At 59.7% G+C, this 25,165-nt stretch carries 20 protein-coding genes; 7 read left to right on the forward strand and 13 right to left on the reverse strand.

The genetic code is table 11. The annotated features are described in order from the left end of the window. Positions 1 to 33: 33 nt before the first annotated feature. Positions 34 to 1,038, reverse strand: a complete 1,005-nt coding sequence (locus EYB53_RS18365; RefSeq protein ID WP_135479852.1) for a substrate-binding domain-containing protein — start codon at positions 1,036 to 1,038, stop codon at positions 34 to 36. A 386-nt stretch (positions 1,039 to 1,424) separates the two neighbouring features. Between EYB53_RS18365 and EYB53_RS18370 the strand changes: the two genes are divergently transcribed. The 4 genes from EYB53_RS18370 to EYB53_RS18385 all read left to right on the forward strand — a co-directional run bounded on the left by EYB53_RS18370 (position 1,425) and on the right by EYB53_RS18385 (position 8,363). Further along, entirely contained in the window at positions 1,425 to 2,741 is a 1,317-nt protein-coding gene (locus EYB53_RS18370) for an ABC transporter substrate-binding protein (RefSeq protein ID WP_135479853.1), read from the forward strand. A gap of 350 nt (positions 2,742 to 3,091) precedes the next feature. Beyond that, positions 3,092 to 4,021 (forward strand): carbohydrate ABC transporter permease, encoded by a 930-nt coding sequence (locus EYB53_RS18375; protein WP_135479854.1) that lies wholly within the window; start codon positions 3,092 to 3,094, stop codon positions 4,019 to 4,021. Continuing rightward, entirely contained in the window at positions 4,018 to 4,890 is an 873-nt protein-coding gene (locus tag EYB53_RS18380) for a carbohydrate ABC transporter permease (RefSeq protein WP_135479855.1), read from the forward strand. Before EYB53_RS18375 ends, EYB53_RS18380 begins: the two co-directional genes overlap by 4 nt. 68 nt (positions 4,891 to 4,958) lie before the next feature. Further along, complete coding sequence (locus EYB53_RS18385) at positions 4,959 to 8,363, forward strand: 1,3-beta-D-glucan phosphorylase, GH149 family (protein ID WP_135479856.1); 3,405 nt, start codon at positions 4,959 to 4,961, stop codon at positions 8,361 to 8,363. A gap of 307 nt (positions 8,364 to 8,670) precedes the next feature. Here EYB53_RS18385 and ppdK read toward each other — a convergent pair whose 3' ends face one another. From ppdK to purL, 8 genes are all read right to left on the reverse strand, one after another. Further along, a complete protein-coding gene (ppdK, locus tag EYB53_RS18390) occupies positions 8,671 to 11,301 on the reverse strand; it encodes a pyruvate, phosphate dikinase (RefSeq protein WP_135479857.1) in 2,631 nt (876 codons plus the stop codon). 171 nt (positions 11,302 to 11,472) lie between these two features. Beyond that, positions 11,473 to 11,886, reverse strand: coding sequence for a type II toxin-antitoxin system death-on-curing family toxin (locus tag EYB53_RS18395; protein ID WP_135479858.1), 414 nt, complete (start codon positions 11,884 to 11,886; stop codon positions 11,473 to 11,475). Further along, positions 11,883 to 12,281, reverse strand: a complete 399-nt coding sequence (locus tag EYB53_RS18400; RefSeq protein ID WP_135479859.1) for a type II toxin-antitoxin system death-on-curing family toxin — start codon at positions 12,279 to 12,281, stop codon at positions 11,883 to 11,885. Before EYB53_RS18400 ends, EYB53_RS18395 begins: the two co-directional genes overlap by 4 nt. Next, positions 12,281 to 12,493, reverse strand: a complete 213-nt coding sequence (locus EYB53_RS18405; protein WP_097652317.1) for a hypothetical protein — start codon at positions 12,491 to 12,493, stop codon at positions 12,281 to 12,283. The genes EYB53_RS18400 and EYB53_RS18405 overlap by 1 nt, the downstream gene beginning before the upstream one ends. A gap of 6 nt (positions 12,494 to 12,499) precedes the next feature. Then, positions 12,500 to 13,087 carry a leucyl/phenylalanyl-tRNA--protein transferase gene (gene aat / locus EYB53_RS18410; RefSeq protein ID WP_503827070.1) on the reverse strand — a complete coding sequence of 196 codons (588 nt, stop codon included), beginning with the start codon at positions 13,085 to 13,087 and terminating at the stop codon, positions 12,500 to 12,502. Next, positions 13,084 to 13,812: a hypothetical protein gene (locus tag EYB53_RS18415; protein WP_135479860.1), complete on the reverse strand. Its 729-nt coding sequence runs from the start codon at positions 13,810 to 13,812 to the stop codon at positions 13,084 to 13,086. The genes aat and EYB53_RS18415 overlap by 4 nt, the downstream gene beginning before the upstream one ends. A gap of 66 nt (positions 13,813 to 13,878) precedes the next feature. After that, entirely contained in the window at positions 13,879 to 14,451 is a 573-nt protein-coding gene (locus tag EYB53_RS18420) for a DUF1444 family protein (RefSeq protein WP_135479861.1), read from the reverse strand. A gap of 81 nt (positions 14,452 to 14,532) precedes the next feature. Beyond that, positions 14,533 to 17,478 (reverse strand): phosphoribosylformylglycinamidine synthase subunit PurL, encoded by a 2,946-nt coding sequence (gene purL, locus EYB53_RS18425; RefSeq protein WP_135479862.1) that lies wholly within the window; start codon positions 17,476 to 17,478, stop codon positions 14,533 to 14,535. A gap of 130 nt (positions 17,479 to 17,608) precedes the next feature. Between purL and fsa the strand changes: the two genes are divergently transcribed. From fsa to EYB53_RS18440, 3 genes are all read left to right on the forward strand, one after another. Further along, positions 17,609 to 18,256, forward strand: a complete 648-nt coding sequence (gene fsa, locus EYB53_RS18430) for a fructose-6-phosphate aldolase (RefSeq protein ID WP_135479863.1) — start codon at positions 17,609 to 17,611, stop codon at positions 18,254 to 18,256. Continuing rightward, positions 18,257 to 19,183 (forward strand): phosphoribulokinase, encoded by a 927-nt coding sequence (locus EYB53_RS18435; protein ID WP_135479864.1) that lies wholly within the window; start codon positions 18,257 to 18,259, stop codon positions 19,181 to 19,183. A 213-nt stretch (positions 19,184 to 19,396) separates the two neighbouring features. Beyond that, positions 19,397 to 21,295, forward strand: coding sequence for an RCC1 domain-containing protein (locus EYB53_RS18440; protein WP_135479865.1), 1,899 nt, complete (start codon positions 19,397 to 19,399; stop codon positions 21,293 to 21,295). On the opposite strand, the gene EYB53_RS18445 is transcribed toward EYB53_RS18440, so the two are convergent. The 4 genes from EYB53_RS18445 to EYB53_RS18460 form a co-directional block, all read right to left on the reverse strand. Further along, positions 21,250 to 21,792: an L-2-amino-thiazoline-4-carboxylic acid hydrolase gene (locus EYB53_RS18445; protein ID WP_167857471.1), complete on the reverse strand. Its 543-nt coding sequence runs from the start codon at positions 21,790 to 21,792 to the stop codon at positions 21,250 to 21,252. The two genes, EYB53_RS18440 and EYB53_RS18445, sit on opposite strands and share 46 nt — an antisense overlap. Before the next feature lie 112 nt (positions 21,793 to 21,904). Further along, positions 21,905 to 22,156: a UPF0175 family protein gene (locus tag EYB53_RS18450; RefSeq protein WP_135479866.1), complete on the reverse strand. Its 252-nt coding sequence runs from the start codon at positions 22,154 to 22,156 to the stop codon at positions 21,905 to 21,907. A 152-nt stretch (positions 22,157 to 22,308) separates the two neighbouring features. Next, positions 22,309 to 23,031 carry a uracil-DNA glycosylase family protein gene (locus EYB53_RS18455; protein ID WP_167857472.1) on the reverse strand — a complete coding sequence of 241 codons (723 nt, stop codon included), beginning with the start codon at positions 23,029 to 23,031 and terminating at the stop codon, positions 22,309 to 22,311. Then, a complete protein-coding gene (locus EYB53_RS18460; protein WP_205712684.1) occupies positions 23,028 to 24,731 on the reverse strand; it encodes an endonuclease domain-containing protein in 1,704 nt (567 codons plus the stop codon). Before EYB53_RS18460 ends, EYB53_RS18455 begins: the two co-directional genes overlap by 4 nt. Between the last annotated feature and the right edge of the window lie 434 nt (positions 24,732 to 25,165).

Here is a 25,165-nt window from a genome sequence, read left to right on the forward strand (position 1 = left end):
CCCGGAAGCTTTTAGCTTCCGGGAAGCTACGCCTCACCCGCGTACGCGGGCGGTCGTTTCCCGAATCACGAGTTCGGTTGTGATGGAGGGAAGCGCGGGTGGCTCGTTGGCAAGCAGCCTCAGCAACCCGCAGGCGGCCTGGCGACCCTGCTCAAGCATGGATTGACGGACGGTCGTCAGGGGCGGGGTGGTGTAGACTGAGCCGAGCAGATCGTCAAAGCCGACGAGCGAAATATCATCGGGAACACGAAGCCCGCGCCGGTAGAGGCCGAGCCTGATGCCGTAGGCCATCTGGTCGTTGGCGGCAAAGATCGCCGTGAAATGACTTCCCCGCGCCAGGAGCGTCTCAAGCGCAAGCAGGCCGCTCTGCTCGGTGAAGTTGCCCTCGACGATCAGGCGCTCATCAACGGCAAGCCCGGCTGAGGTGAGCGCCTCGGTATACCCGCGTTGCCGTTCGCATGCATCAAGGTGCGACGGAATGCCACTGATATGGGCGATCCGCCGATGACCGAGATCGATCAGATGGCGCACAGCCTGAAACGAGCCGGAGGCATTCTCGACGCGGATGCAGTGCTCTTCGAGACCCTCGATGTGGCGCCCGACGGCAATCAACGGGATTTGCTTGTTGATCGCACGCAAATCGATATCAGGATGATAGCCCCCCAGCACGATCAGGCCATCGACCTGGCGAGCCAGCAGAATATCAAGTGCAGCCTGTTCATCGAGCGACTCCCAGTGACCACTCGCAAAGACCCCCTGGTACCCACTGCCCGCCAGACCCTCTTCGATTCCCTGCGCTAGTTCACCATAAAACTGGCTCATCATGCTCTGCGTCAGGATGCCGATCACCATCGACTTCCCGAGAGAGAGGGCTCGGGCCGTCAGGTTAGGACGAAAGTTCAACTGCTCGATGGCCGCACGCACGGCTGCACTCTTGGCTGGGTGAACCCGGCTGCTCCCGGTGAGTACCCGCGAAACCGTGCTTGGCGAGACGTGGGCGAGCCGGGCGATATCACTGACGGTTGGTTGCTTTGACATAGGAACTTGCCCTATTTTTTGACAGCGGTTTCACGAACTGTTACGCGCAATATACCGACGTATTCTACCATAGAAGCAAAAAAGAGCCAATATCCGATTGGGTAATTTTGAAAACGGTTTCAAATATTTGGGCTTATAATGCCTTGACAGGATTCTTTTGGCCTTGTATAATGAAATCGGTTTCAAGATATGGGTCGGCAGCGTAAAGGCCGCAATCTGTTTTATTAGCTGACACTTATTTGCAAAAGAGGCCAACGTTGTTCCGTTATATCTCTGAAATCGGTTTCTTAATCAGGCAACGAGCCAAGACCGGTCAAATGCTGTACCGGTAACGCATCGTTGCAAGTCAATGGCGACGTGTCGCTCAAAGCTCTGGGAGGTTTCCTATGTCTAGGTGGCGTTCAACGATGTTCGGCCTGATCCTTGTCTTTGCGCTGCTCCTGTCGGCGTGTGGTGCCTCTTCTTCGGGTGGTGAGGGTACCGCCGGTTCGTCAACAACCCTTCGCGTGCTTGTCCATCAGAATCCCCCAATGGTCGCTTTTATGGAGGAGTTCAATAAGGCGTTTGAGACAGCCAACCCCGGTGTCAAGGTTGACATGACAGTAGTTAACGCAAATGAACTGAGCACCGTGACCCAGACCCGCCTGACGGCCAATGATATTGATGTGATTGGCATCTTTGGCTTCTCGAATCAGGCTCAACCCTTCATGTCCAATGTGACTCCGCCGAACTGGCAGACCCTGATTGAGGCTGGTTTGCTGCTCGATATCACTGATCAGCCGTTTGTCAAGAACTATGACGAGGTCTCGATCCGAGATGCGGGCACCTACAACGGCCAAGTCTATCATATCAACCTGGGCCGTGTCTCCTACAGTGGCATCTACTACAACAAGGATCTCTTTGCGGCCAACAATGTTGTCGTACCCACCACCTGGGACGAGTTGGTGCAAGCATGTGAGACCTTTGCGCAGGCGAATATCTCTTGTATGACGGCGGGTGGCAAAGATGGCTGGCCGATCTTCGTCGGGGCCTATGGGTTGATTGGTGCGTTGTTCCCCGATCAGGCCCAACTGGTCGAAGACCTCTGGACCGGTGAACGGCGCTGGAACGATGAGGAGTCGATGGTGATGTGGGAACGGATGCAGATCTATGCCCAGCAGATGATGGAGCCAGGGGCGAGTGGGATTGCGGGCGATGCTGCGCCTGGTCGCTTTGCTTCGGGTGCGGTCGCGATGTTCCCCGGTGGTACCTGGTACGCTTCGGCGATCGAGGCGGCTGAGCCCGAGTTTGAATGGGGCTATATTCCCTTCCCAGGCAGCAATGATGTTGCTGACAACTCCTTCCTCTTTGGCAAGTATGACCAGGGTTGGGCACTTGCCGCCAAGAGCCCCAATACCGAGGCGGGCATCAAGTATCTGACGGCCTTCTCAGAGCCAGCTAACTATCAGGCCTTTATCAATGCCGTTGGCTTTATTCCCACGCAGCCCGGCGCTACGCTCGATACCTTCATCGGCTCGGAAGTGGCTCCCTATCTCGCGAACTTCCGCGTAGGCTACGAGCAGTACTGGGTTGCCCCCAAGGGTGCCGGCGAGTATGCCAATCCGTTTGCTTCCTACTTCAAGCCCTTTGGTACCTTTGATGATCCTCAGGAACTTGCCGATCGAGTGCAGTCCGATTTGCAGTCGGGCCTCGATAGCAATTAGGTGCAATACCTTGCAAAGAAGGCGGTTGTTTTGACGCAAAGGCGCAAAGGCGCAAGGGTTTTCGCGTAGGTACGTTCACCCTTCGCGCCTTCGCGTGAGCTTCTTTGAAAAGTAGTGCAACTAGGCGTTCAATGATGCTTCACGGTGGGTTGCCGTTCGTCAGGGCAAGGTGCCTTGCGGCAACCCGGGAGTGCGGGCGGCCCGCCCGCGCTCCCCGCCGGTTCATGAAGCTGAAGCATTACATTGGGCATATGCGGAGTGCCGACTGAAGTCGGCTGACCCGGAAGCCGACTTCAGTCGGCACTACCCGGAATACTTCGTTCATACACTACTCAGCGTGGAGGTGTAGCTTGCATAACTATCATTTTGGGCGTGGTCGGGCGAGGTGGGCGCCCTATTTGCTGTTACTGCCCGGCTTCTTCTTTTACGTCCTGATTATGCTCGGCCCTTCGCTGGCGACGGCGGTCTATTCGTTCACCGATGCCAGCGGCATCCAGGGGTCGCAGCTCAACTGGATCGGTTTCGAGAATTATCGCGAGTTCCTCTTTATGGGCCAGGCTTCCATCGATAACTATGGGGCTCTCTGGCGCACCCTCGTCTTTTCCTTTTTCGTGACCACCATCCAGTTTAGTCTCGGGCTCTTCCTGGCGTTGCTGGTGAACCAGCGTCTGATTGGTGTCAATATCTTTCGGACGATCTTCTTTATGCCGGTGATCCTTGGTGCGGTGATCCAGGGTCTGATCTGGTCGCTCTTTCTCTATCCGCTCGGTGGGCCGCTCGCGACGATGCTTGAACCATTCGGCATTCGCTCGGAGTTTCTCGGTGGGCAGCCCTCGACGGCAATTGCCTGGGTGATCTTTGTCCAGATCTGGGCCAATGTTGGCGTGACGATGATGATCTTCATCGCCGGGTTGCAGACGATCCCTTCCGATCTCTACGAGAGTGCGCGCATTGATGGCGCGAGCGGCTGGCAAGCCTTCCGCCATGTGACATGGCCGCTCTTGACGCCGAGTGTCAATACGAATTTGCTGCTCAATATCATCGGCTCACTCCAGGCCTGGCAGTTGTTCCTGGTGCTCATCGGCTATCGCAATGGTACCCAGGTGCTCGGCTATCTGATCTTCGCCCAGGGCTTTGGTCAGACCTCGGGGAGTGTGACGAGTGCGTTCCGCCAGGGCTATGCGGCTTCGGCCTCGATTGTGCTCTTTTTTATCGTGCTGGCAATCGGTTTGCCGGTGCAGTATTTCCTCCAGCAGCGTGAAAAGAGGATTCTTGGATGAGTACGATAACGAACCCTGAAACAACAGCGCTTCCCGAGCGACGTTTATTCCCGGTCAAGCGCTTCAACTGGATCCGCTTTGTCTCGTATCTCATTCTCGGGCTCTTTGCCATCGTCTACCTCGGGCCGTTGATGATGCTGGTCATTACGTCGCTCAAGACGATGCCCGAGTTTATGAAGAGTGCGACGGCGTTGCCCTCTGGCTTGCACTTTCAGAATTTCATTGATGCCTGGCAGCGGGCCAACTTCTTGCGCTACATGACCAATACGTTGATCTATACGGTCTCGGCAACGGTGGTCTATGTGGTGATGGCGGTCTTTGTGGCCTTCCCGATCTCCCGTGGCTATGTCAAGGGCGCGGGTTGGTTGCTGACGCTCTATGTCATTGCGCTCTTTTTGCCTGTCGCCCTGATTCCTCAGTTCCAATTGATGCTCGGTCTGGGCCTCTACAACAACCCGTTCGGCTATGTGATGCTCTTCCTGGTCAATCCGATTGGCATTGTGATCCTGGTCAACTATATCAAGACGTTGCCAATCGAGTTGGACGAGGCGGCGGCGATGGATGGCTGCGGGTATTTCCGTTTTGTGACCTCGATTGTCTTTCCGTTGATCCAGCCGGCGATTGCAACGATCGCGGTGCTGCACGCGATCGGGATCTGGAACGAACTGATCTTGCCGACGATCTATTTGACCAGCAAGGATTACTATCCCATCACCCGTGGCATGATCGTCTTCCAGGGCGTCTATGGCAGTGAGTGGCCGACGCTCGCCGCTGCCGTCCTGATTATGACCTTGCCGATGCTCTTGCTCTTCCTTGTGCTGCAACGCTATATCGTTTCTGGCTTGACCGCAGGTGCGGTCAAGGGGTAAGGTTTTTCGCTGGGCGTGGCAGCGGCTTTGCCGCTGCCACGCCCAGCGAGGGGTGAGGAGCTATGCATATGGTTGAGGTGCAGGGTGACTTTGTTGAGCGCGAAGGTCTTGCGTGTTACCGGATCAGCAACATTGATCAGATGCCTCCCTTTCTGATGACTTTGGTCAGTGCGGCTGACCATTGGATGTTTGTGACGAGCAGTGGGGGCCTCACCGCTGGCCGCGTGAGTCCTGATACGGCGCTCTTTCCCTATGAGACGGTTGATCGGCTCTATGATAGTCAGGCCCACACCGGCCCGCTGACGGTCGTTGCGGTTACCCGGGCGGGTTTTACCCATCTATGGGAGCCGCTGGTGCGCTGTGATCAACACGATGACAAGGTTGTGCAGCATCTCTATAAGGATGCGTTGAGCACAACACTGGTCTTTGAGTCGATCAACCACGCGCTCGGGCTTGCGTTTACGATGACCTGGCAGACAAGCCCGCGGTTTGGTTTTGTGCGTACGTGTCGCCTCCAGGAATTGACGGGGGCACCATGTACAGTACGTCTGCTTGATGGTCTGCAAAATATCCTCCCTCACGGGGTGACTAGGCTTACCCAGTCACAGATGAGCAATCTGCTTGATGCCTATAAGCGCACCGTGCTTGACCCGAGTGGCCTGGCGATCTTTGCGCTCAGTTCGACCCTCACTGATCTCGCCGAGGCAAGCGAGTCGCTCCGGGCGACGGTGGCCTGGCAACACGGGCTGCCCAACGCGGTCACGCTGCTCTCTTCGGCGCAGGTCAGGGCTTTCCGCCGCAATGAGCCACTCCTTCCCGAGCACGATGTGCGTGGGCAACGCGGGGCCTATCTCCTTGCCACGACGCTTGACCTGGCCCCCGGTACGACCCATACGTGGCGTGTCGTTGCCGATGTTGCCCAAGATGCCGCTGCGGTCGCCGATCTTGCGCGGGCGCTGCGCGATGATCCTGCGGGCCTCGTCGCTGACCTCGAGGCCGACATTGCCCGTGGCCGCGCTGAGGTCGAGGCGCTCGTTGCTGCCGCCGATGGCCTGCAACAGAGCGCCGAGCCGATGACGATCGCCCACCACGCCGCCAATACCCTCTTTAACCTTCTGCGCGGCGGGGTCTTTGCCGATGGGTATCGTTTGGATGCTGATGATCTGCGTGCGTTTATGGCCGAGCGGAGCCCGCACCTGCTTGACCAGCACCGTGCCTTTTTTACGCATCTCCCCCCTCATCTTGAACTCCGTGACCTGCGGAGCAAGGCGACGACCAGTGGTTCTCCCGATCTCGAACGGCTCTGCACCGAATATCTGCCCCTCACCTTTAGCCGTCGCCACGGCGATCCCAGTCGTCCGTGGAATCGGTTCAGGATCAATGTCCGTACCCACGATGGACGCCGCCGCCTCACGTATGAGGGGAACTGGCGCGACCTGTTCCAGAACTGGGAACCACTCGGCTATGCGTTTCCCGCCTTTCTCGAAAGCATGGTTGCGCTCTTCCTGAATGCCACGACTGCTGATGGCTACAATCCGTATCGGCTCGCCCGGTCGGGCGTTGAATGGGAAGTGCCCGAGCCTGAGAATCCCTGGGCGAACATTGGCTATTGGAGTGACCACCAGATTATCTATCTGCTCAAACTGCTCGAGGCTACCGAGCGCTTTGAGCCGGGGCGGCTCAGTACGCTGCTGAACCGGCGCTGCTATAGCCATGTAGAGGTGCCGTACCGCATCAAGCCGTATGCGGCGCTGATCGCTGATCCAACTGCTACGATTGTTTTTGACTGGGAGCGTGAGCGCCTGATCGAGCAACGCGTTGCGGTCCGAGGTGCCGATGGCAAGTTGCTCCCCGGCCCCGATGGACAGGTCTTCCACGTGAGTCTGGCCGAAAAGTTGCTGCTGCTGCTGCTGGCCAAGCTCGTCAATTTCGTGCCTGAGGGTGGCATCTGGATGAATACCCAGCGCCCTGAATGGAACGATGCCAACAACGCTCTCGTCGGCAAGGGACTCTCGGTTGTCACCCTCGCCTACCTGCGGCGCTACCTCATCTTTTGCCGTGCCCTGTTTGCAAGTGGTCCCGGCGATCTCACCGTGACGACCGAGGTGCGCGCGCTCTTCGACAGCGTCTTTGGCCTGTTGGAGTCAGCATGCTTGTTGCTGCCTGCTGGCTTCGATGATACGAGCCGCCGTATCTTGATGGATGCGCTGGGCAGTGTGGGCGAGCATTACCGCGAAGGCATCTATGCCTCTGGTCTGAGCGGCACATTCCGCCCGCTCTCACGCAGCACCGTCGTTGAGCGTCTCGAGCTTGCGCTTGCCTTTGTCGAACAGAGCCTGCGGGTCAATCGGCGCGATGACGGCCTCTATCATAGCTACAATCTCTTACGGCTTGACCCAGATCGTGCGTCCATCGGTCGGCTCGGCGAAATGCTGGAAGGTCAGGTCGCGATCCTTTCGTCGGGCCTGCTGAGTGCTGAAGCGAGTCTGGCACTGCTCGCAACGCTGCGCACAAGTGCCCTCTATCGACCAGACCAGCAGAGCTACATGCTCTACCCGAATCGCGATCTGCCCGGTTTTCTGCAGAAGAACCATGTCGCGGCCACGCAGGTCGCCTCGCTCAAGCTTGTTGCGGCGCTCGAAGCGACTGGTGACCGCCGACTGCTTGTGCGCGATGCCAACGGTGATTACCACTTTGGCGGCGATCTCCGCAACCTCCGTGATCTACAGGCGCTTTTTGACGAACTGAGTCGCGACGTACGCTTTGCCCCCGCCGTTGTCACTGATGGCCCCAGGCTGGCCGCGCTCTTTGAAGAAGTCTTTCGTCACAGTGAATTCACCGGACGCTCGGGCAGTTTCTTTGCCTACGAGGGTCTCGGCAGCATCTACTGGCACATGGTTGCCAAGTTGTTGCTGGCGGTGCAAGAGACGCATGCGCGTGCCATCGCCGAGGGCGCTGATGTTGCGACGATCAACGGGCTTGCCGAAGCGTACCACAGTGTACGGACGGGGCTCGGCTTCCGCAAAGATCCGGCCACCTACGGGGCGTTTCCGTTCGATCCCTATTCGCATACCCCGCTTGGCCGTGGGGCGCAGCAGCCTGGCATGACCGGTCAGGTCAAAGAGGAGTTGCTCACGCGGATGGGTGAACTCGGCCTTGTGGTCGAGGGCGGATGCCTCGCCTTTCGCCCGCACCTGCTCGATCCAGCCGAGTGGGGGCGTGCAGCGAGCGTCTTCAACTACCTTGATGTCGCCGGCCAGCGTCGCACCCTGCGCCTCCTGGCAGGCGCGCTCGCCTTCACCTTTTGCCAGGTACCGGTGGTCTACCAGCGCGGCGACACTCCGCAGATCACGCTTCAACTCACCGACGGCACCACACAGACGATACCTGGAGACACCCTGGATCTCGCGACGAGTCGCAGCATCTTCGAGCGCACCGGGAAGATCGAGGCCGTCACCGTCATCCAACCTTAGGGGAAACTGGCAAAACACCGAACGGCCCGCTCGTCCTGCAAGGACGAGCGGGCCGTTCGGTGCTTGTCACCATCTCTACCAGTAGAAAGCAAAGACAAAGACGAGCAGCATAAACGACAGTGCCCCGGCCAAAGTATACATCAAGACCGTAGGCCCAACTTCCGGACTTCCACTCCACTCAGGCTTCATCGAGACCTCCTTCCACGTCAGCGAGGTGACGCTCCACGCAACTATTGTGCTTGTCGCATCCCTCGCTATGAAACGTCGCTACTGACGCCCATCAAGACAGGCGTCAGCAGAGCGCCACTTATTTATCGCGCTTGGCATCGCCAATCGCGGCCTGCGCCGCTGCGAGGCGGGCAATCGGCACCCGGTAGGGTGAGCAACTGACATAGTTGAGGCCAACCTGGTGGAAGAAGACGACCGAAGCCGGATCGCCCCCATGCTCGCCACAGATACCGACCTTCAGATTGGGCCGGGTGCTCCGTCCGCGTTCGGTGCCCATCTGGACAAGTTGACCAACACCACGCTGATCAATCGTCTGGAAGGGATCGTCGGCCATAATCTTACGCTCGACGTAGAGGGGCAAGAAGCGCCCGGCGTCGTCACGTGAGAGCCCGAGGGCCGTCTGCGTGAGGTCGTTGGTGCCGAAGCTAAAGAACTCGGCGACACCGGCGATCTCATCGGCGGTCAGGGCTGCACGGGGCAACTCGATCATCGTGCCCACGAGATACGGGATCTCAATGCCCGCCTCGGCAAAGACCTCGGTGGCGACCTTGCGTACCAGTTCTTCTTGCGGCTTGAGTTCACTGAGATGGCCGACCAGCGGGATCATCACCTCGGGATGCACATCAACGCCTTCGCGTTTTACCGCGACGGCAGCCTTGAAAATCGCCCGGGCCTGCATTTCGGTGATCTCAGGATAGATAATCCCAAGGCGGCAGCCACGGAAACCAAGCATCGGATTGGCCTCGCGGAGACTCTCGACCTTGGTTTTCACCCGCCTGGGATCGGCGCCAAATTTGGCAGCGAGGGCCTCGATCTCGTGATCGTCGTGAGGCAAGAACTCGTGCAGCGGCGGGTCAAGCGTTCGAATAGTGACGGGCAAACCGTCCATCGCCCGGAAGAGCCCTTCAAAGTCACTCTGCTGCAAGGGTTCGATCTTGGCCAGGGCGGCGCGGCGCTCTTCAACCGTATCAGCCAGGATCATCTCGCGCACGGCATCAATGCGGTCGCCCTCAAAAAACATGTGCTCGGTGCGACAGAGCCCGATGCCCTCGGCCCCAAACTGGCGGGCAACTTCGGCATCGTGGGGCACATCGGCATTGGCGCGTACGCCCATCGTCCGGATCTCATCAGCCCAACTCATCAACTCGGCAAAGTCTTCGGACAATTCAGGTTCGACGGTTGGCATCGCCCCGGCAAAGATCTCGCCGGTACCGCCATCGAGGGTGACCCAATCACCCTTGCGGATCGTCACGCTCCCGACCGAGACCGACTGATCGGCGTAGCTGACGCGCAATTCACCGGCACCAGCCACACACGGCTTGCCCATTCCACGGGCGACCACCGCAGCGTGCGACGTCATACCCCCACGGGCGGTCAGAATCGCCTGAGCGGCCACCATGCCGTGGAAATCTTCGGGGGCCGTCTCAACCCGGATCAGCACCACCTTCTCGCCCGTATTCGCCAGCAACTCGGCCTCATCGGGATCAAAGACCGCCTTGCCACTCGCCGCGCCGGGCGAGGCAGGCAGACCAGTGGTTAGCACCGTCGCCGTCTTACGGGCCTCGGGATCAATCATCGGGTGGAGCAACTGATCGAGCGCGTGGGGGTCAACCCGTTGCACCGCGGTTGCCTTATCAATGACACCCTCGTGAGCGAGATCCACCGCGATCTTGACTGCAGCGGCCCCAGTGCGCTTGCCAGCGCGCGTCTGCAACATCCAGAGTTTGCCACGCTCGATGGTAAACTCGACATCCTGCACGTCATGGTAATGCTGTTCGAGTTGCTTGGCAATCGTCGCAAACTCGGCATAGACCTCGGGCATCGTCTCTTGCAACCGGCTAATCGGCTGTGGGGTCCGCACACCGGCGACCACATCTTCGCCCTGGGCATTGACCAGGTATTCACCGAAAATCGCCGAGTCGCCCGTACTGGGGTTACGTGTAAAAGCAACGCCAGTGGCCGAGTCGTTGCCCATGTTCCCAAAGACCATTGACTGCACGTTGACGCCGGTGCCGAGGCTATCCGCGATCTTATTGATGCGCCGATAATCGCGGGCGCGTCGCCCATTCCACGAGCGAAACACAGCGGCAATTGCTTCGCGCAACTGCTCGTACGGGTCTTCAGGGAATTCGACGCCTGCATCTTCTTTGATAATGCCCTTGAACGTCTCGGCGATCTGAGTCAACTCTTCTGCCGAAAGATCGGTATCCTGGCGCTGACCATGGCCTTTGGCCTCGTCCAACACATGCTCAAAACGCTCGCCATCGACCCCGAGCACAATCTTGCCAAAGAGTTGCACAAAGCGGCGGTACGCATCGGCGGCAAAGCGTGGATTGTCGGTCAGTTGGGCCAACCCTTCACGCGTCGCTTGGTTGAGCCCCAGGTTGAGCACGGTGTCCATCATGCCCGGCATGGAAAACTTGGCCCCGGAACGGACAGCCACGAGAAGGGGGTTGGCGGGATCGCCAAACGTCTTGCCTGTCTGCGTCTCAAGGTCTTTCATTGCGGCAATGACCTGATCCCACAGACCCTCAGGAAATTCCTGTCCGACATCGTAATACGTGTTACAAGCCTCAGTCGTGATGGTAAACCCTGGTGGCACTGGCACACCGGTGCGGGTCATTTCTGCTACACCTGCACCTTTGCCGCCAAGAAGATCCCGCATCGTCGCGTCACCCTCACGAAAGAGGTAGACCCATTTCTTGCTCATAGAGCCTCCTGCTCCTGCTGGCGTAGTCTTGAAAACCATATCAAACTATAACGCCCTGATCGCCAAATGTCAAAGGTTTGGGCCATATTCCCCTTCTGGCACGGGGTCAATTGTTGCAGGGAGGTGTGGGCGACTTCGCCGCCCACACCTCCCTGCAACATACGTCTCACTTCAGAGTACGGCAGGCGTACCTGGGGGTGCTGCCGTGGTATGTTCCACGATCCAGGTGGTGAGCATGCTATCACGGGGATCGTGGGTGGTCGTGGCAAGCCTTGTCAGGGCATCGAGATCCTCGCTGGTTGCCTGCAAGGCCAGGCCATTGCGCCCGAGAAAGAGCCGCATCGCTTCGCCGGCGATGCGTTTGTTGCCGTCACGAAAGGGGTGATTTGCGATCAGCAGAAAGACGAGGGCGGCAGCCTTATCGGCGAGACTGGGAAAGGATTCTTGCCCAAAGGCGGCCTGAAACGGCGTTGTGAGCGCCGAGAGTAACCCCGAAGGGTTGACGATCTCGAAACGCCATGGATCATCGACGGCAATCCGGTCACGAATATCTACCAGATCCCCCAGTGTAATATGGTGGGTCATGCGTTTGTCACCATCAGATGTTCACGTACCCAGGCAATGACCTCGGCACGTGCGTGATGTTCAGCTGCCGCCAGCGCAAGGGCATAGATCTCATCGTTACTCGCGGTGAGACTCGCCCCATTTAGCGTTGCCATCAGGTCAAGCGCTACAACAGCAACTCGTTTATTCCCATCCGAAAAGGGATGCCCGCGAATAAGCGCATAGGCCAGCGCACCAATCTTGCTCGCCAGATCAGGATATAAATCAACCCCAAACATGCTTTGTTGAGGCGTCGCGACGGCAGCTTGCAGACGGGCAAAGCCCGCCTCGGTAATGCCTGGCATCCCGCCAAACTGCTCGATCAGCGCTTCATGGATAATGAGCAGGTCGGTCGCGTGGAGATAGTGCATAGGCATCAGGTCAGGTTCATCAGCGCTTCACGATATTTTGCCATCGTGATGCGCAGGCGGGCGAGCAATTCCGGGCTGGCTTCGGGTAACGGGCGCAACAAAACCCGCCCATCGCTGAGCCGTTCAAGTGAGACAGCAAACGCGGTTGGCGGAGCCTGTTCCAGCCAGGTGCGCAACGCAGCGCACAGTTCATATTCTTCAAGCAGTAGATCGTCCATAGAACCTTAAAACCTGGCCGGCACACGCAAGGCTGCGCGTAGACGGCGATGGTATTCATTGCGCGAGATCTCGATAGTACCGAATTGTAGCATATGGTCGCCCACAATGTACTGCGAATCGAGCAAAACAAAGCCCCCGGCATGCAGTCGTTCGACCAGATGCACCAGCGCCACTTTGCTCGCATCACGCTCGCAGTGAAACATGCTCTCGCCCGCAAAGAGGCCGCCAATGGCGACCCCATACAGCCCCCCGACAAGCTGGTTGTTGCGCCAACATTCGACGCTGTGCGCAAAGCCGAGTTGCTGCAAGGCAGTGTAGGCCGCGATCATCTCGTCACTAATCCAGGTCTGCTCGCGACCCGGGGCTGGTTCGGCACAGGCCCGCATCACGTCGCGAAAGGCCGTGTCATAGCGCACCTCAAAGCGCCCGCTGCGCACGGTACGCGCCAGACGTCGCGGCACGACAAACCCATCTAGGGGGATAATGGCTCGGGTTCTGGGTTCGTACCACCCAATGGCACCGTCTTCATCCGCCATCGGAAAGATGCCCTGGCTATACGCCGCGATCAGCATGTCAGGCGTTACGTGGGTCACCGTCGACCCTCGCCATACCGCTGTTCAGTCTGCCCGATCCCTCTGGTGATAATTTGCCACCCCCAGACCAGAAACAGCAACGTGCTGGCCAGGCCGGCCGTGATCGTCCAGTCGGCCCCGTCTAGCACCAGCGCCAGCCAGAGTGGTGCGCCCAGCACCCCGTACATCAGCAGGCTCAAGCCCAGAATCGCTGGAAGCAACGCGATGAGCATGCTTGTCCACGCAAAGCGCTGGACGACCAGCAGCAGGTAGAGTAGGCCGTAGCTGATCAGGCTCGCCATCATTGCGGCAAGCACCGAAGCACTTAAGCCGAGCGGCAGCCCGCCGTTGCTTGCGTAGCTCCAGAACCCGAGGCGCATCCCAGCCACTTCGATGAGCAGGTGGTAGAGCAGAAAGACCAGATAGGTGAGCAGGCCGGTGACCTGCCCAGGGAACCACCAGCGGAATCGGTAGAGCGTAAAGACCGCCAGCGCCGGTAGGGGGATCAACCAGGCACTACTTAACATAATGCCTAAAGGGACAGGCTCAGCCGCAAGGATCTGGACAGTCACCACATCAAGGCGATACTCAAGGCCATACGCAAAGCTCCAGAGAGGGATGACGAGGGCGCTCACATGGCCGGCGAGCAGCGTAAAGAAATAGATGGGCGTGCGTTGTGTCCAACTGAAATAGCCGATGGCTGCATACCAGATCAGCAACAGGAGAATCGTGAGAAATTCGCTCATAAGCCGTTGCGACAGGTCAGGTTAAGCCCCACCCTGGTAAAAGCACAGAGGCGTGCGTCGACGCTGCTACTGCCACTCATACTCACGTATTTGGCCTCCACGCAGGGTAAAGAGTTGATCGGTCAGTCCGTGGTCGCGTTGGGCTGCATCAAGTTGGATCTGATTGGCGATGTTGGTCAGAATCTCGCGGTCAGCATCGCTAAAGGCAATCAGAAAGTCGCGATTGGGAATACCGATCACCATCTGCCCAGGAAAATCGATGCGATGCCGTTCGAGCAGATTCGCTAAGAGCAGACGGGTTGCATCAAACCCGTCAAGGGTATTATAGATCAGAAGTCGCGAAGCCCCCTCGCCAGCGATCGTGTAACTGGTCTTTTCTTCGGTGCGCTGGCGCAGATTGGCGATCGCCGTTGTGTGCAGGTCGTGTTCTGCCAGATCCCAGCGTTCCAGATGATCGTCATTGAGATAGGCAATGCTCGCCTGTTCGTCAATGACGTAGGTAAGCATCAGATCCGCCAGGAAGGGGCGGTAGACAATCATCGGGAGTTTGCGCTCGCGAATTGCCACGAGCAATTGGATCGGTTTGAGCATGGGGTAGACCCGATGCCCTATTTCATTAAAGATAGGATATTCGCGCATACTTTCACCATGTCGAGGCTGCCGCTCTTAAAACCTGTTGCTTTGCTGGCAAAACGGCCAGCGAAGCAGAGATTCTTCCCTTCACTTTTTCCACGCTGTGCGTAACGCTTCAAGCGGCAGGTTGAGCACGCGCGCACCCTCGGCTTCGATCTGCAGGTGTGGCTCAACGGTGACCGTCCCAAGATGCACCAGCGGCACCCCGCGCAATACGTCTTCAAAAGCTTCACGCTCTTCTGACGGTACTTCGATCAGAAAACGACTTGGACTTTCGCTGTACAAGGTGACGACGACGCCTTCGGTGAGCAGGATGGGATCAAGCGTCAGGTCGAGACCCAGGTTGCCGGCGATGACCATTTCGGCAGCGGCCACGCCAAGCCCGCCTTCGCTCAGGTCGTGACAGGCGGCAACTAGTCCGCCTTTGATCGCCGTATGCAGGGCGTTGAAGGTTGTGCGCGCTGTGTCCAGGTCGACCCGAGGCACCTGGGTGCTACCGGGATACGCATGGGTATCCACGAGGCCGAGGTGACTGCCCCCGAGTTCGGCGCGGGTCGTGCCGACAAGGTAGATCGCATTGCCTGGGCGCTTGAGATCCATTGTGACGCAGTGGCGTACATCGGGTACAAAGGCTAGCGCCGAGACGAGCAGCGTCGGTGGAATGGCGACCCGGTTGCCCTCAGCGTCGCGGTACTCGTTGTTGAGCGAGTCTTTGCCCGAGATAAAGGGGGTGCCAAAGGCGACAGCGGCATCATAACAACCTGCGGTGGCGCGTACCAACCCCGCCATACGATCAGGCTGGCGTGGATCGCCCCAGCAAAAGTTGTCGAGGATCGCTGTCTGTGCGGGGTCGCCGCCGACGGCAACGACGTTGCGCATGGCCTCGTCAACCACGGCGAGCGCCATCCAGTAGGGGTCAATGTATCCGTAACGTGGATTGATGCCACAGCCAAGGGCGAGGCCACGCGTGGTCGTTGGCACGGGTTGCAACACTGCCGCATTGCCGGGGCCATCCATCTGTGCCCCGACCAGTGGCTTGATCACCGTTGCCCCACGCACTTCGTGATCGTAGGTGCGCACGATGGCCTCTTTTGAGGCAATATTGGGGTGCCCGAGCAAGGCTATCAGGAGATCGCCCGCAGTTTGGTCTGACGGGGCGGTTGCCGGTAGGGGGGCGGTTTTTCCTTCCCCCGACCAGCGGGCCTCAAGAATACGCTGGGGCCTTCCATCGTGCAGAAAGTCCATCGTCAGATCAACCACATTGAGCCCACTGTGCGTTACGCGCAGGTGTTTGTCGTTGGTGAATTGCCCAATCACCGTTGCTTCGACATCCTCGGCCGCGCAGAGCGCCAGGAATTCGTCGAGATTCGCGTAGGGCACCGCCAGCACCATGCGTTCCTGCGCCTCAGAGAGCCAGACTTCCCAGGGTTGCAAGCCGGCATATTTTAGCGGAACCTGTGCTAGTTCCACCGTTGCGCCACATTCTGCGCCCATTTCGCCCACCGCTGAGGAGAGCCCACCCGCGCCACAGTCAGTAATGGCGCTGTAGAGGCGGCGGTCACGCGCCTGCAGCAGCACATCAAGCATATTCTTTTCGGTAATCGGGTCGCCGATCTGCACTGCACTACCCACGGTGGTTGCTGTGTCATGGGTCAACTCGATGCTGCTAAACGTCGCCCCGTGAATGCCGTCGCGCCCGGTGCGCCCGCCAAGCACAACGACGGCATCCCCTGGTGCGACCTGGCGAGGGTGGTAGCCCCGCGGGGCCAGTCCCACAGTCCCCGCATAGACGAGCGGGTTGGCCGTGTAGCCCGGATCAAAGAGCACCGCCCCATTGACGGTCGGAATGCCGAGTTTATTGCCATAGTCGCGCACGCCGGCGACCACCCCGGTGGCGACACGCTGGGGATGCAACACCCCTGGCTGCAAGCGCTCAGGGGGCATATCGGGCATCCCAAAGCAGAGCACATCGGTATTGGCGATTGGTTCAGCGGAAACGCCGAGCACATCACGGATCACCCCGCCCACCCCCGTATTCGCCCCGCCGAAGGGTTCCAGCGCACTCGGATGATTGTGGGTCTCGACCTTGAACGAAACCTCGTGCTCATCGGTAAAGGCGAGGATGCCGGCATTATCAACAAACGCACTCAAGACCCACGGCGCGCTGGTGTGCGCAGCGCGGGCGGCGAGAACGGCGTCGGTTGCCGCCATCAGATAGTGGCGAATCAGACTGCTGATCGTCACCGGCGCACCGGCAAGCTCGTGCCACATCGGGTAGAGCGTTGAGGCCCCGGGGGGGGGCGCTACGGTCTCGCCACGAAGATCCTGTTGATACCTAACTTCAGCCTTAAACGTCTTGTGGCTGCAATGCTCACTCCACGTCTGGGCCAGCGTCTCAAGCTCGCCATCACTCGGGTCGCGCCCGAGTTGCGCAAAATAGTCGCGGATGGCGCGCATTTCGGCAAGATCGAGCGCAAGCACGCCCTCGCGGCTAATGCGCAGCAACGTTTCATCATCGGCGGCAAGCAAGGGCACCGCCATCACATGGAGGGCGTGCTCGGTTGGGGCCGCTAGCAGGGTGTCATAGAAGCCCAGGCGCTCATCAAACGCGCCGCCGGGCTGATAGATCAAGGTTGTCTGCACCAGATCGATGGCGAGCTCGTTGGCCCGTTGTTCGGGATCGCCGCCGGGCGGCAAGAGATAGCGCCGCAGGGCGCGGGCGCGTTCCACCTCTTCGATGCCGAGGCGGTGAGCCCCAATACGCACACTTTCCCCTTCGTTATCCGTCACCCCTGGACGATACGCAACCTCAATAACGTGGCCCGCAACCGGGATCGGCTCGGTCGCCAGCGCTACCCGCTCGAGCGCACACCAGGTCGCTGTCTGCACAACGGGATCGTGCAGCAACTCTTCGGTCAGGCGGGCGACTGATGCAGCGTGCAACGCTTCACCAGCAAGCAAATAGAGCAGATGCAACTGCTCGTGATACGCGGTCGGCTCGCGTGGAACAACTGTGACCAGGAACTGAGCCATAGGTTATGCCTCCGGCGGGGTATCGTCAAGGATGGAGGCGATTGTAGCCGATCAGTTGCAAGCCCGTCAAGCAATGAGGAGCATGCTATAATAGCCAAAATGTTGCCTAAGCAACTCAAAAGGAGACGTTATGCAGCTCTATCTGGATACCGCGAACCTCGATGAGATTCGCGAAGCAGCGAGTTGGGGTATCTTGAGTGGGGTCACGACCAATCCAACCCTGATTGCACGCGAGAAGGGGGCGGATTTCAAGCAGACGATTAGTGAGATCGCCGAGCTGGTGAATGGGCCCATCAGTGCCGAAACCATTTCGCTTGATGCCCCGGGCATGATCAACGAGGGCCTGGAATATGCCCAGTGGCATCCAAATGTCATCATCAAGGTACCCAGTACCACCGAGGGGCTGAAGGCAGTCTATGAACTGGCGAAACGTGACATCCGTACGAACGTTACACTCTGTTTCAATGCAGCCCAGGCGCTGATGGCCGCGCGGGCAGGTGCCTTTATCATTAGCCCATTTGTTGGGCGGGTTGACGACACCGGCGTTGATGGTATGCAACTGATCCGTGAAATTGCGACGATCTATCGTCAGGATCGCGCCATTACGACGCTCATCCTGTCGGCGTCGATTCGCCACCCACGTCATATTATTGATTCGGCGCTTGCCGGGGCCGATATTGCGACATGCCCCTTCAAAGTGCTGCAACAGGCTATGCGCCATCCACTCACTGATCGCGGGATTGAACAATTTCTTGCCGATTGGAAATCACGAACCTAGATGGAAACGATGCAGCCATTGATGTTAGGGCTTGTCGGTGATGGGGCTTCCGGCAAGACGACCCTGGTGCGCGGGGTGGTGCGTCTGCTTGGCAATCAGGGGGTGACGCCGATCTGCCTCGATGACTATTATCGGTATTCGCGCGCCGATCGCCGTGCTCGTGGGCTCACCGAAGCCGATCCAGCCGCCAACGATCTCGAGTTGATGATGCAGCACCTGGCGACGCTTCGCGCCGGTGGCACTGTCCGCAAGCCGTTCTACGATCATCGCACCGGCACGCTGCGTGGCCCCGAAGAGGTTGCGGCGACAGGGTTGGTGCTGGCGTATGGGATGTTGACGCTGGCCTTGCCTGATCTGCTGCCCCTCTTTGATCTCACGGTCTATCTTGAACCCGACCAGGCGCTGCGGCGAGCATGGCGGCTGGCGCGTGATGTGCGTGAGCGTGGGTATACGGCTGCCGAAGTGAAGGAACAGCGTGAGCGGCGCGAACGTGATGGGGCTCGTTTTATTCGTGTGCAGCGCGTGCTGGCCGATGTGGTGGTGCGCTTTCACGATCGCCCCAGTGGCTCGAACCCCGATCTTGATGCCGAATTGATCTTGCGCCGTGCCGATCGTGCGACTCCACTCGATCCGTTGCTGGCGCGGCTTCAGCAGGCTAATGTGCCCGGCCTGCACATTACGCAACTCGACCGCGATGACGATGGCAAGCCCGCCGATCTGGTGACCATTGATGCCACGATCAGCCAGTCAGCAGCGACGGCAGCCGCGATGATTCTCGGCGTCGGCATTCCCGATTTTCAACTCGCCGAGTGTGTCAATCTTGGGCAGATCCGAACCGACGATACCGCCCAGCATAGCCGTAGCCTCGCGCTGACCCAGTTGTTGATCGTGCGCCGGTTACTCCAGCGCTCGTCAGATACGAAGTAGTGGGTCAACGACGTTTTCTGCTCTGCTCGCGGCCTTTGATTTGACGCAAAGGCGCAAAGGCGCAAAGAGCGTTGAGACCGTATCTGGACGCCAAGTATGCGATGGATAGCTGTGCCAGAGGTAGAGAAGAAAACGTAGGTTACACACTACTCAGTAGTGTGTAACCTACGTTTTCTGCTGTTGTACGATCTTCCTTGCCTAAGGATAGACGGTATGATTCGCTACGGTTGGGCCATATCTTTGCTCTTGTGCCTCGGAACGGTCTTTGGTTTTGGGGCAGCGCAGTTGCTGGCCGTTCCCGAGTTGCCTGCAGCCTATCAGGTGCAACCCGCTTATGTCGTCCATGCAAGCACCCCCGTGCTCCCGGCGAGTCTCCCTGCGCTACCTGTCGTTGAGGCAGGTGGTACGCATACGTGCGTGATCAATGCCGTGGGTCAGCTTTCGTGTTGGGGCTTGCCCAGTGATCCGCCTGCGGATCTCGGCCCTGTCACCCAGGTCAGTGCCGGTTCGGCGCATACCTGTGCGCTGACGAAGACCGGGGAGGTGCGGTGTTGGGGGTGGGATGTTGATGGTCAGGCGAGCGTGCCTGTTGAGCTTGGCATCGTTACCCAGGTGAGTGCCGGCGGGTTGCATGCCTGTGCGCTGACGAAGACCGGGGAGGTGCGGTGCTGGGGCAATAACGATGATGGTCAGACCACGGTACCGAGTGACCTCAGCAGTGTGACCCAGGTTAGTACTGGCTGGGGTCACACTTGTGCCTTGATGAGCAGCGGATTGATCCGTTGCTGGGGGGCCAACGACGACGGTCAGACCGGCGTGCCTGGAGGCTATGAGCGCTTTACCCAGGTCAGTGCGGGATGGTACCATACCTGCGCCGTGACGACGACCGGTGAAGTGCGCTGCTGGGGGGCCAACGACGATGGACAGACCACCGTACCGCGCACGCTTGGACGCCTTACTCAGATCGATGCCGGATGGCATCATACCTGTGCGCTCACGAGCGGGGGGATTGTCTTCTGCTGGGGCCAGCATACCTATGCTCAGACGACCGTGCCATCTGATGTTGGGCGCGCGACGCAACTCAGTGCTGGCTGGGGGCATACCTGTGTGCTGACCGTCAACGGAGCAGCACGCTGTTGGGGCTACAACGCGTATGGACAGGCCAATGTCCCGGCTGATGTTGGTGATGCCGTGCAGGTGCGTACGGGTTGGGGGCACACCTGTGCGTTGAGTGACACCGGGGTGGCGCACTGTTGGGGCGAGAACATCGCAGCCCAGGCGACCGTGCCACCGGATCTTGACTCTGTCGCCGCGATGACCGCGGGCTGGTTTCACACCTGTGCGGTAACTGATAGCGGCCATCTGCGTTGCTGGGGCGACAACAAAGATGGACAGACCACCATTCCACCTGACCTCGGCATCATTGCCCAGGTGAGCGCAGGCAGCGAACATACCTGTGTCCTGACGAACAGTGGTGACGTACGTTGCTGGGGGTACAACTGGGAGGGCCAGGCAACGGTGCCACGTGACCTTGGTTTCGTCAGCCAGATCAGTGCCGGTGGGTATCATACCTGTGCCTTGACCAGCAACGGAAACCTACGCTGCTGGGGGAGCAATACGGATTGGCAGGACAATGTGATTGGACAGGCGACCGTACCAGCAGATCTTGGTATGATCACGCAGGTCAGTGCAGGGTCGTATCATACCTGTGCGTTGACCGACGAGGGCCTGGTTCGTTGCTGGGGGAACAATGTGGATTGGGAGGGCAAGCTGACTGGGCAGGCCACCGTGCCGCCGGATCTCGGCCCTGTCACCCAGATCAGTGCCGGCGGGTTGCATACCTGTGCCTTAACGAACACCGGGGCCGTGCGTTGCTGGGGCAGTAATGCCCATGGTCAGGTGGATGTCCCAGAAGATCTTCATCTTGTGACCCAGATCAGCGCAGGTCACGGTCATACATGTGCCTTGCTGGAGAGTGGAAGGCTGCGCTGCTGGGGTGACAATCGCTCGGGGCAGACGCGCATCCCACGCGATCCGCTGAAGGTACGACTCTATCTGCCAACGGTCTACGGTCTTTCTGGTTCACCTGCGGCAGCCTCAGCGAGCCGATAGCGAAAATCGCAGTGACTCGCCCCTTGCATAATCGTCTGGGTACGGGTCAACTCAACCCCAGGATTGAAGCCCTCGATCAGAGCATAATCGCGATTGCACGAGAGCACCGCACCAAGTTCAGGAATACCGAGCGCCTGGTAGAGTTCTGCATAGCGACAGCGCGTCACATTGAAGCCAAAGCGTTGCGCATCGCGCTCGACGACCTCGATGCGCAACGCATCGTCTTGCGTCCAAGCGTCCAGCGTCTGCTCAAAGGCACCGAGGTCATTGCGGCCCACTTGTGTTGCCAGTTGCGCCCCTTGCTCGCGGGCGATCCGCACAATCGTCGCACGGGCGACCTCAAGCACCGCCTCACGACCGAACTCAGCCCCCAGCGCGTCTAATAATGGCCCAACGATCCGCGCCTCGATCTCACGACGACGCAGCACCCCAATCGCATTGCCCGTATCGGCAAGGGTTCCCTGGGCGAGATTCTTTGACGCTTCCTGCTCGTGCATGGTTGGTACTCCTCAATCACGTGAAAAACACGCACTCTCGATCCAGAAACACGAAATACACGATATCTCTGCACATATTATATACGCGCGCTCATACATCTTTTGCCCGCGCTCATAACTGCGACCGCAGGTGCTCATCTTCCAGGTCGATATCGTCGTCGAACTCCGAGACGCCGTAGCGCCCCAGGAGTCCGAGGAATTCGCGCCGCGACACGCCAAGGATCTCGGCGGCCTTGCCGGTCGAGAAAGCGCCGAGTGTATAGAGCCGGATCAAGCCCGCCTCGTGGGCAAGGTGCTCAAACTGATCTGGTGTCAGACCTGCAAGAGTGAGCAACTCGTCGGGGTAAGCAATCTGAATGGTCATACCCTCCTCCTCTGTTGGTATAGATCGCACCGCCCTCGGTGTTCGCCAGGCAGACCACCGTGGCGACCAGTTCACCGTCGGGCAGGCGCTTGAGGTCACTCTTGAACTCTACGCTGATGGACTCACGTTCGGAGATGGTGCGCATGACTTACCTATGCGGAAGCTGGCGGCAGCCCGAGCCCCGCCTGGCGAAGGTATGCGAAGTACGCGTCACGCCGCTCGCGGTAAAAGAGCGTGCGCTTGCCTCGCTGGGTCGGCTGGTGTACCACTGGGAAGATCGCTCGGCTGACCCTGCTTTCAGTGGCGCTGATATGGTGCATGGGCGTGAACGTGCCCTGCTGCCAGTTCTTATGGTAGCCCCAGTAGTTGCGCATAGGCAGGAGCTGTTCTGCGTGAACCAGCATCGTTAGCACTGGCTCCCCAAGGCTGATCACTATGGCGTCGGGGAACTGGGCCAACTCTCGTTGGAGCACTGGTAGCCAAATATGGGCGCTGGCGTCCAGGACATCGACCCCGTGATCGCGCTTAATCGTTGTCGGCGGGTCGCTGAAGAAGCACTTGCAGGCGTTGGTAGCGTAGACATGCTGATCGAAGACGAGGCCGAGCCGTGTGCAGATGTCCTCGAGATAACTGCGCAAGCTCCCGCGCCGATCAAGATTGAGTACTGTCGTAATGTTGCGGCGGCTTGCGGCTCGCTGAACGGTTGGGTCTTGGCCGATCACCACCAGCCGGATCGGGCCGGTCGCCAGATATGGGCGGGGGAGATCAAGGGTCATATCCACATATGACCCCACGCCAGCGAGCTGGCGAGTCTGTTCGTGCGCCGCTTGTGACAGCGCCATCATCTCATGAACAAAGTCGGAAGCTGTGCTCATCTCACCAGCCCTTTCGCGCGCAGCTGCTGGCCGATGCTGCTCCACGCATACTTGCCGGCCAGCAGTTCGTTCCAGTAGTGCTTCGCTTCTTTCCATGGTACCAGTTCGTGAAGCGGTGCGATCGTCAGCACCACGCCATCGTTGAGATCTGGCTTCAGGTAGCTCTTTACCGCTCGGTCGAGCCGGTCGCGTAGCTCGCGGATATCGGCGATCACGCCTTCTTGTCGCTCGATGGCACGCTCGGCCTGACGGAGATCATACCCTATTGTACGGCTCTTGGCCTCGCGGAGGCTCGCCAGGCGCTCCTCTTCGCGGCGCAGCTTCGGCTCAACATAGCTCACCAGCGCCTTCGAAAGGGTATCGTCATCCAGGCGGTGCAGGTAGATCCAGAGGGCGTAGCTTCGCCTGGGCGCTTGCAGCAGCCAGTAGATCGGTGCCTTGCGTCGGCTCTTCGCGTAGCGCTTGATATGGTCGTCCCAGAAGCCCCCCTTGCCTGGCCGACGAACGTAGTCACGCAGTTCGTTCACGCCGAGGATCTGGCAAGCCTCGCGCTCGATCGCCTCGGCGCGTTCGCCGAAGATCACGTCGAGGGCAGCGCGCACCCGGCGCACGATGTCGTCGGCGTGGTCGGGGTCGTCAACCAGGATGCCGTTGGCATCGATGTGCAGCGGGTAGCCCTCGGGTGCCGTGCGCAGCGGCAACCCATCGGTGCCGGTGAGCATGCCCGGTGAGCATGCTGGCAACGGTGCAAAAGGATCGGGCAGCACCGGCGTGGGCCGCTCGCCGGTGGCATAGCGGATGTCAAAGCGCCCAAAGGCGCAGCCGACGAGGTAGGAGATCAGAGCAGTGACGAGTGACGAGTGATCGGTGACGAGTGGTTCTTCGTTGGTGTCATCGTCTTCGTCCCCCCCACCCCCCCTGCCCCCCTCCCCCACGAGGGGGGAGGGGGGAGTCATATTGCTCCACCCCCCCTGGCCCTCCTCCCCCACGAGGGGGGAGGGGGGAGTCATATTGCTCCACCCTCCCTGGCCCTCCTCCCCCACAAGGGGGGAGGGGGGAGTTTCGGTGCCGGCCTCAATCGCCCACCGATCTTCGCCGTCAATTCCATACAGCTGAAAGGCAAGCTCATCAATCTCGCGCTGGTGGGCAGCGAGGTGTGCCTCGATAGTGGCGACGTGCGCTGCCCATGCGGCGGCACGGGCGGTGAGCGTTAGGGGGGGGGCTTGGCCCCCACCCCCCCTGCCCCCCTCCCCCACGAGGGGGGAGGGGGGAGTCATATCGCCCCTCCCCCCCGGTGGGGGAGGGGTTGGGGGTGGAGTCATATCGCCCCTCCCCCCCGGTGGGGGAGGGGTTGGGGGTGGGGGGGCCAGCGCTCGAAAGTCAAAAGCTGCCCGTATCGCCTCCAACGCACGCGGTAGATCCTGCTCTACCAATGCGGCGCTGACGCGCACAAAGCGTAGTCCGAGGGACTCGATCAACTCCTGCCGTGCTCGATCAGCCTCGATCTGGTTGGCGTGGATTGCGCCGTCAACTTCGACAATCAGGCGTTCTTCCGAGCAAAAGAAGTCGACGACAAACGATCCGATTGGTTGCTGACGGCGGAACTTGCGGCCACCAAGCTGCTTGCCACGTAGCGCGTTCCACAGGATTGCTTCGCTGCCCGTCGGTTCCTTGCGGAATGTGCGTGCGACCTCGATCATCCGTCTGCGAAGCGGCTCTGGGACATGCCAGCGATCCCCCTCAGCCCCCCCACCCCCCCTGCCCCCCTCCCCCACGAGGGGGGAGGGGGGAGTCATCTCGCCCCCTTGGCCCTCCTCCCCCACAAGGGGGGAGGGGGGAGTCATCTCGCCCCCCTGGCCCTCCTCCCCCACAAGGGGGGAGGGGGGAGTCATCTCGCCCCCTATGCTCTCCTCCCCCACGAGGGGGGAGGGGGGAGTCATCCCTCCCCTCCCCCCCGGTGGGGGAGGGGTTGGGGGTGGGGGGGGAGTCATCTCGCCTTGACAAAAGGAAGCCGGGTTGTTGCCCTCTTCCCCCCCACCCCCCCTCCCCCCCCCCCCCCGGGGGGGGGGGGGGGGGTCCTCTCCCCCCCCCCGCCCCCCTCCCCCCCCAGGGCGGAGGGGGGGGGCCTCCCGCC

The organism is Candidatus Chloroploca mongolica, from assembly GCF_004762035.2.
GTDB lineage: Bacteria > Chloroflexota > Chloroflexia > Chloroflexales > Chloroflexaceae > Chloroploca > Chloroploca mongolica.

What these genes read in the sequence shown, in the direction of transcription:
- EYB53_RS18455 (WP_167857472.1), bottom strand. Translation starts at nt 23,031, where the DNA reads ATGAGCACAGCTTCCGACTTTGTTCATGAGATGATGGCGCTGTCACAA.
- EYB53_RS18450 (WP_135479866.1), bottom strand. Translation starts at nt 22,156, where the DNA reads ATGACCATTCAGATTGCTTACCCCGACGAGTTGCTCACTCTTGCAGGT.
- EYB53_RS18420 (WP_135479861.1), bottom strand. Translation starts at nt 14,451, where the DNA reads ATGCGCGAATATCCTATCTTTAATGAAATAGGGCATCGGGTCTACCCC.
- EYB53_RS18435 (WP_135479864.1), top strand. Translation starts at nt 18,257, where the DNA reads ATGGAAACGATGCAGCCATTGATGTTAGGGCTTGTCGGTGATGGGGCT.
- EYB53_RS18380 (WP_135479855.1), top strand. Translation starts at nt 4,018, where the DNA reads ATGAGTACGATAACGAACCCTGAAACAACAGCGCTTCCCGAGCGACGT.
- EYB53_RS18415 (WP_135479860.1), bottom strand. Translation starts at nt 13,812, where the DNA reads ATGAGCGAATTTCTCACGATTCTCCTGTTGCTGATCTGGTATGCAGCC.
- purL (WP_135479862.1), bottom strand. Translation starts at nt 17,478, where the DNA reads ATGGCTCAGTTCCTGGTCACAGTTGTTCCACGCGAGCCGACCGCGTAT.
- EYB53_RS18440 (WP_135479865.1), top strand. Translation starts at nt 19,397, where the DNA reads ATGATTCGCTACGGTTGGGCCATATCTTTGCTCTTGTGCCTCGGAACG.
- EYB53_RS18460 (WP_205712684.1), bottom strand. Translation starts at nt 24,731, where the DNA reads ATGATCGAGGTCGCACGCACATTCCGCAAGGAACCGACGGGCAGCGAA.
- EYB53_RS18370 (WP_135479853.1), top strand. Translation starts at nt 1,425, where the DNA reads ATGTCTAGGTGGCGTTCAACGATGTTCGGCCTGATCCTTGTCTTTGCG.
- EYB53_RS18365 (WP_135479852.1), bottom strand. Translation starts at nt 1,038, where the DNA reads ATGTCAAAGCAACCAACCGTCAGTGATATCGCCCGGCTCGCCCACGTC.
- fsa (WP_135479863.1), top strand. Translation starts at nt 17,609, where the DNA reads ATGCAGCTCTATCTGGATACCGCGAACCTCGATGAGATTCGCGAAGCA.
- EYB53_RS18445 (WP_167857471.1), bottom strand. Translation starts at nt 21,792, where the DNA reads ATGCACGAGCAGGAAGCGTCAAAGAATCTCGCCCAGGGAACCCTTGCC.
- ppdK (WP_135479857.1), bottom strand. Translation starts at nt 11,301, where the DNA reads ATGAGCAAGAAATGGGTCTACCTCTTTCGTGAGGGTGACGCGACGATG.
- EYB53_RS18385 (WP_135479856.1), top strand. Translation starts at nt 4,959, where the DNA reads ATGGTTGAGGTGCAGGGTGACTTTGTTGAGCGCGAAGGTCTTGCGTGT.
- EYB53_RS18405 (WP_097652317.1), bottom strand. Translation starts at nt 12,493, where the DNA reads ATGGACGATCTACTGCTTGAAGAATATGAACTGTGCGCTGCGTTGCGC.
- EYB53_RS18400 (WP_135479859.1), bottom strand. Translation starts at nt 12,281, where the DNA reads ATGCCTATGCACTATCTCCACGCGACCGACCTGCTCATTATCCATGAA.
- EYB53_RS18395 (WP_135479858.1), bottom strand. Translation starts at nt 11,886, where the DNA reads ATGACCCACCATATTACACTGGGGGATCTGGTAGATATTCGTGACCGG.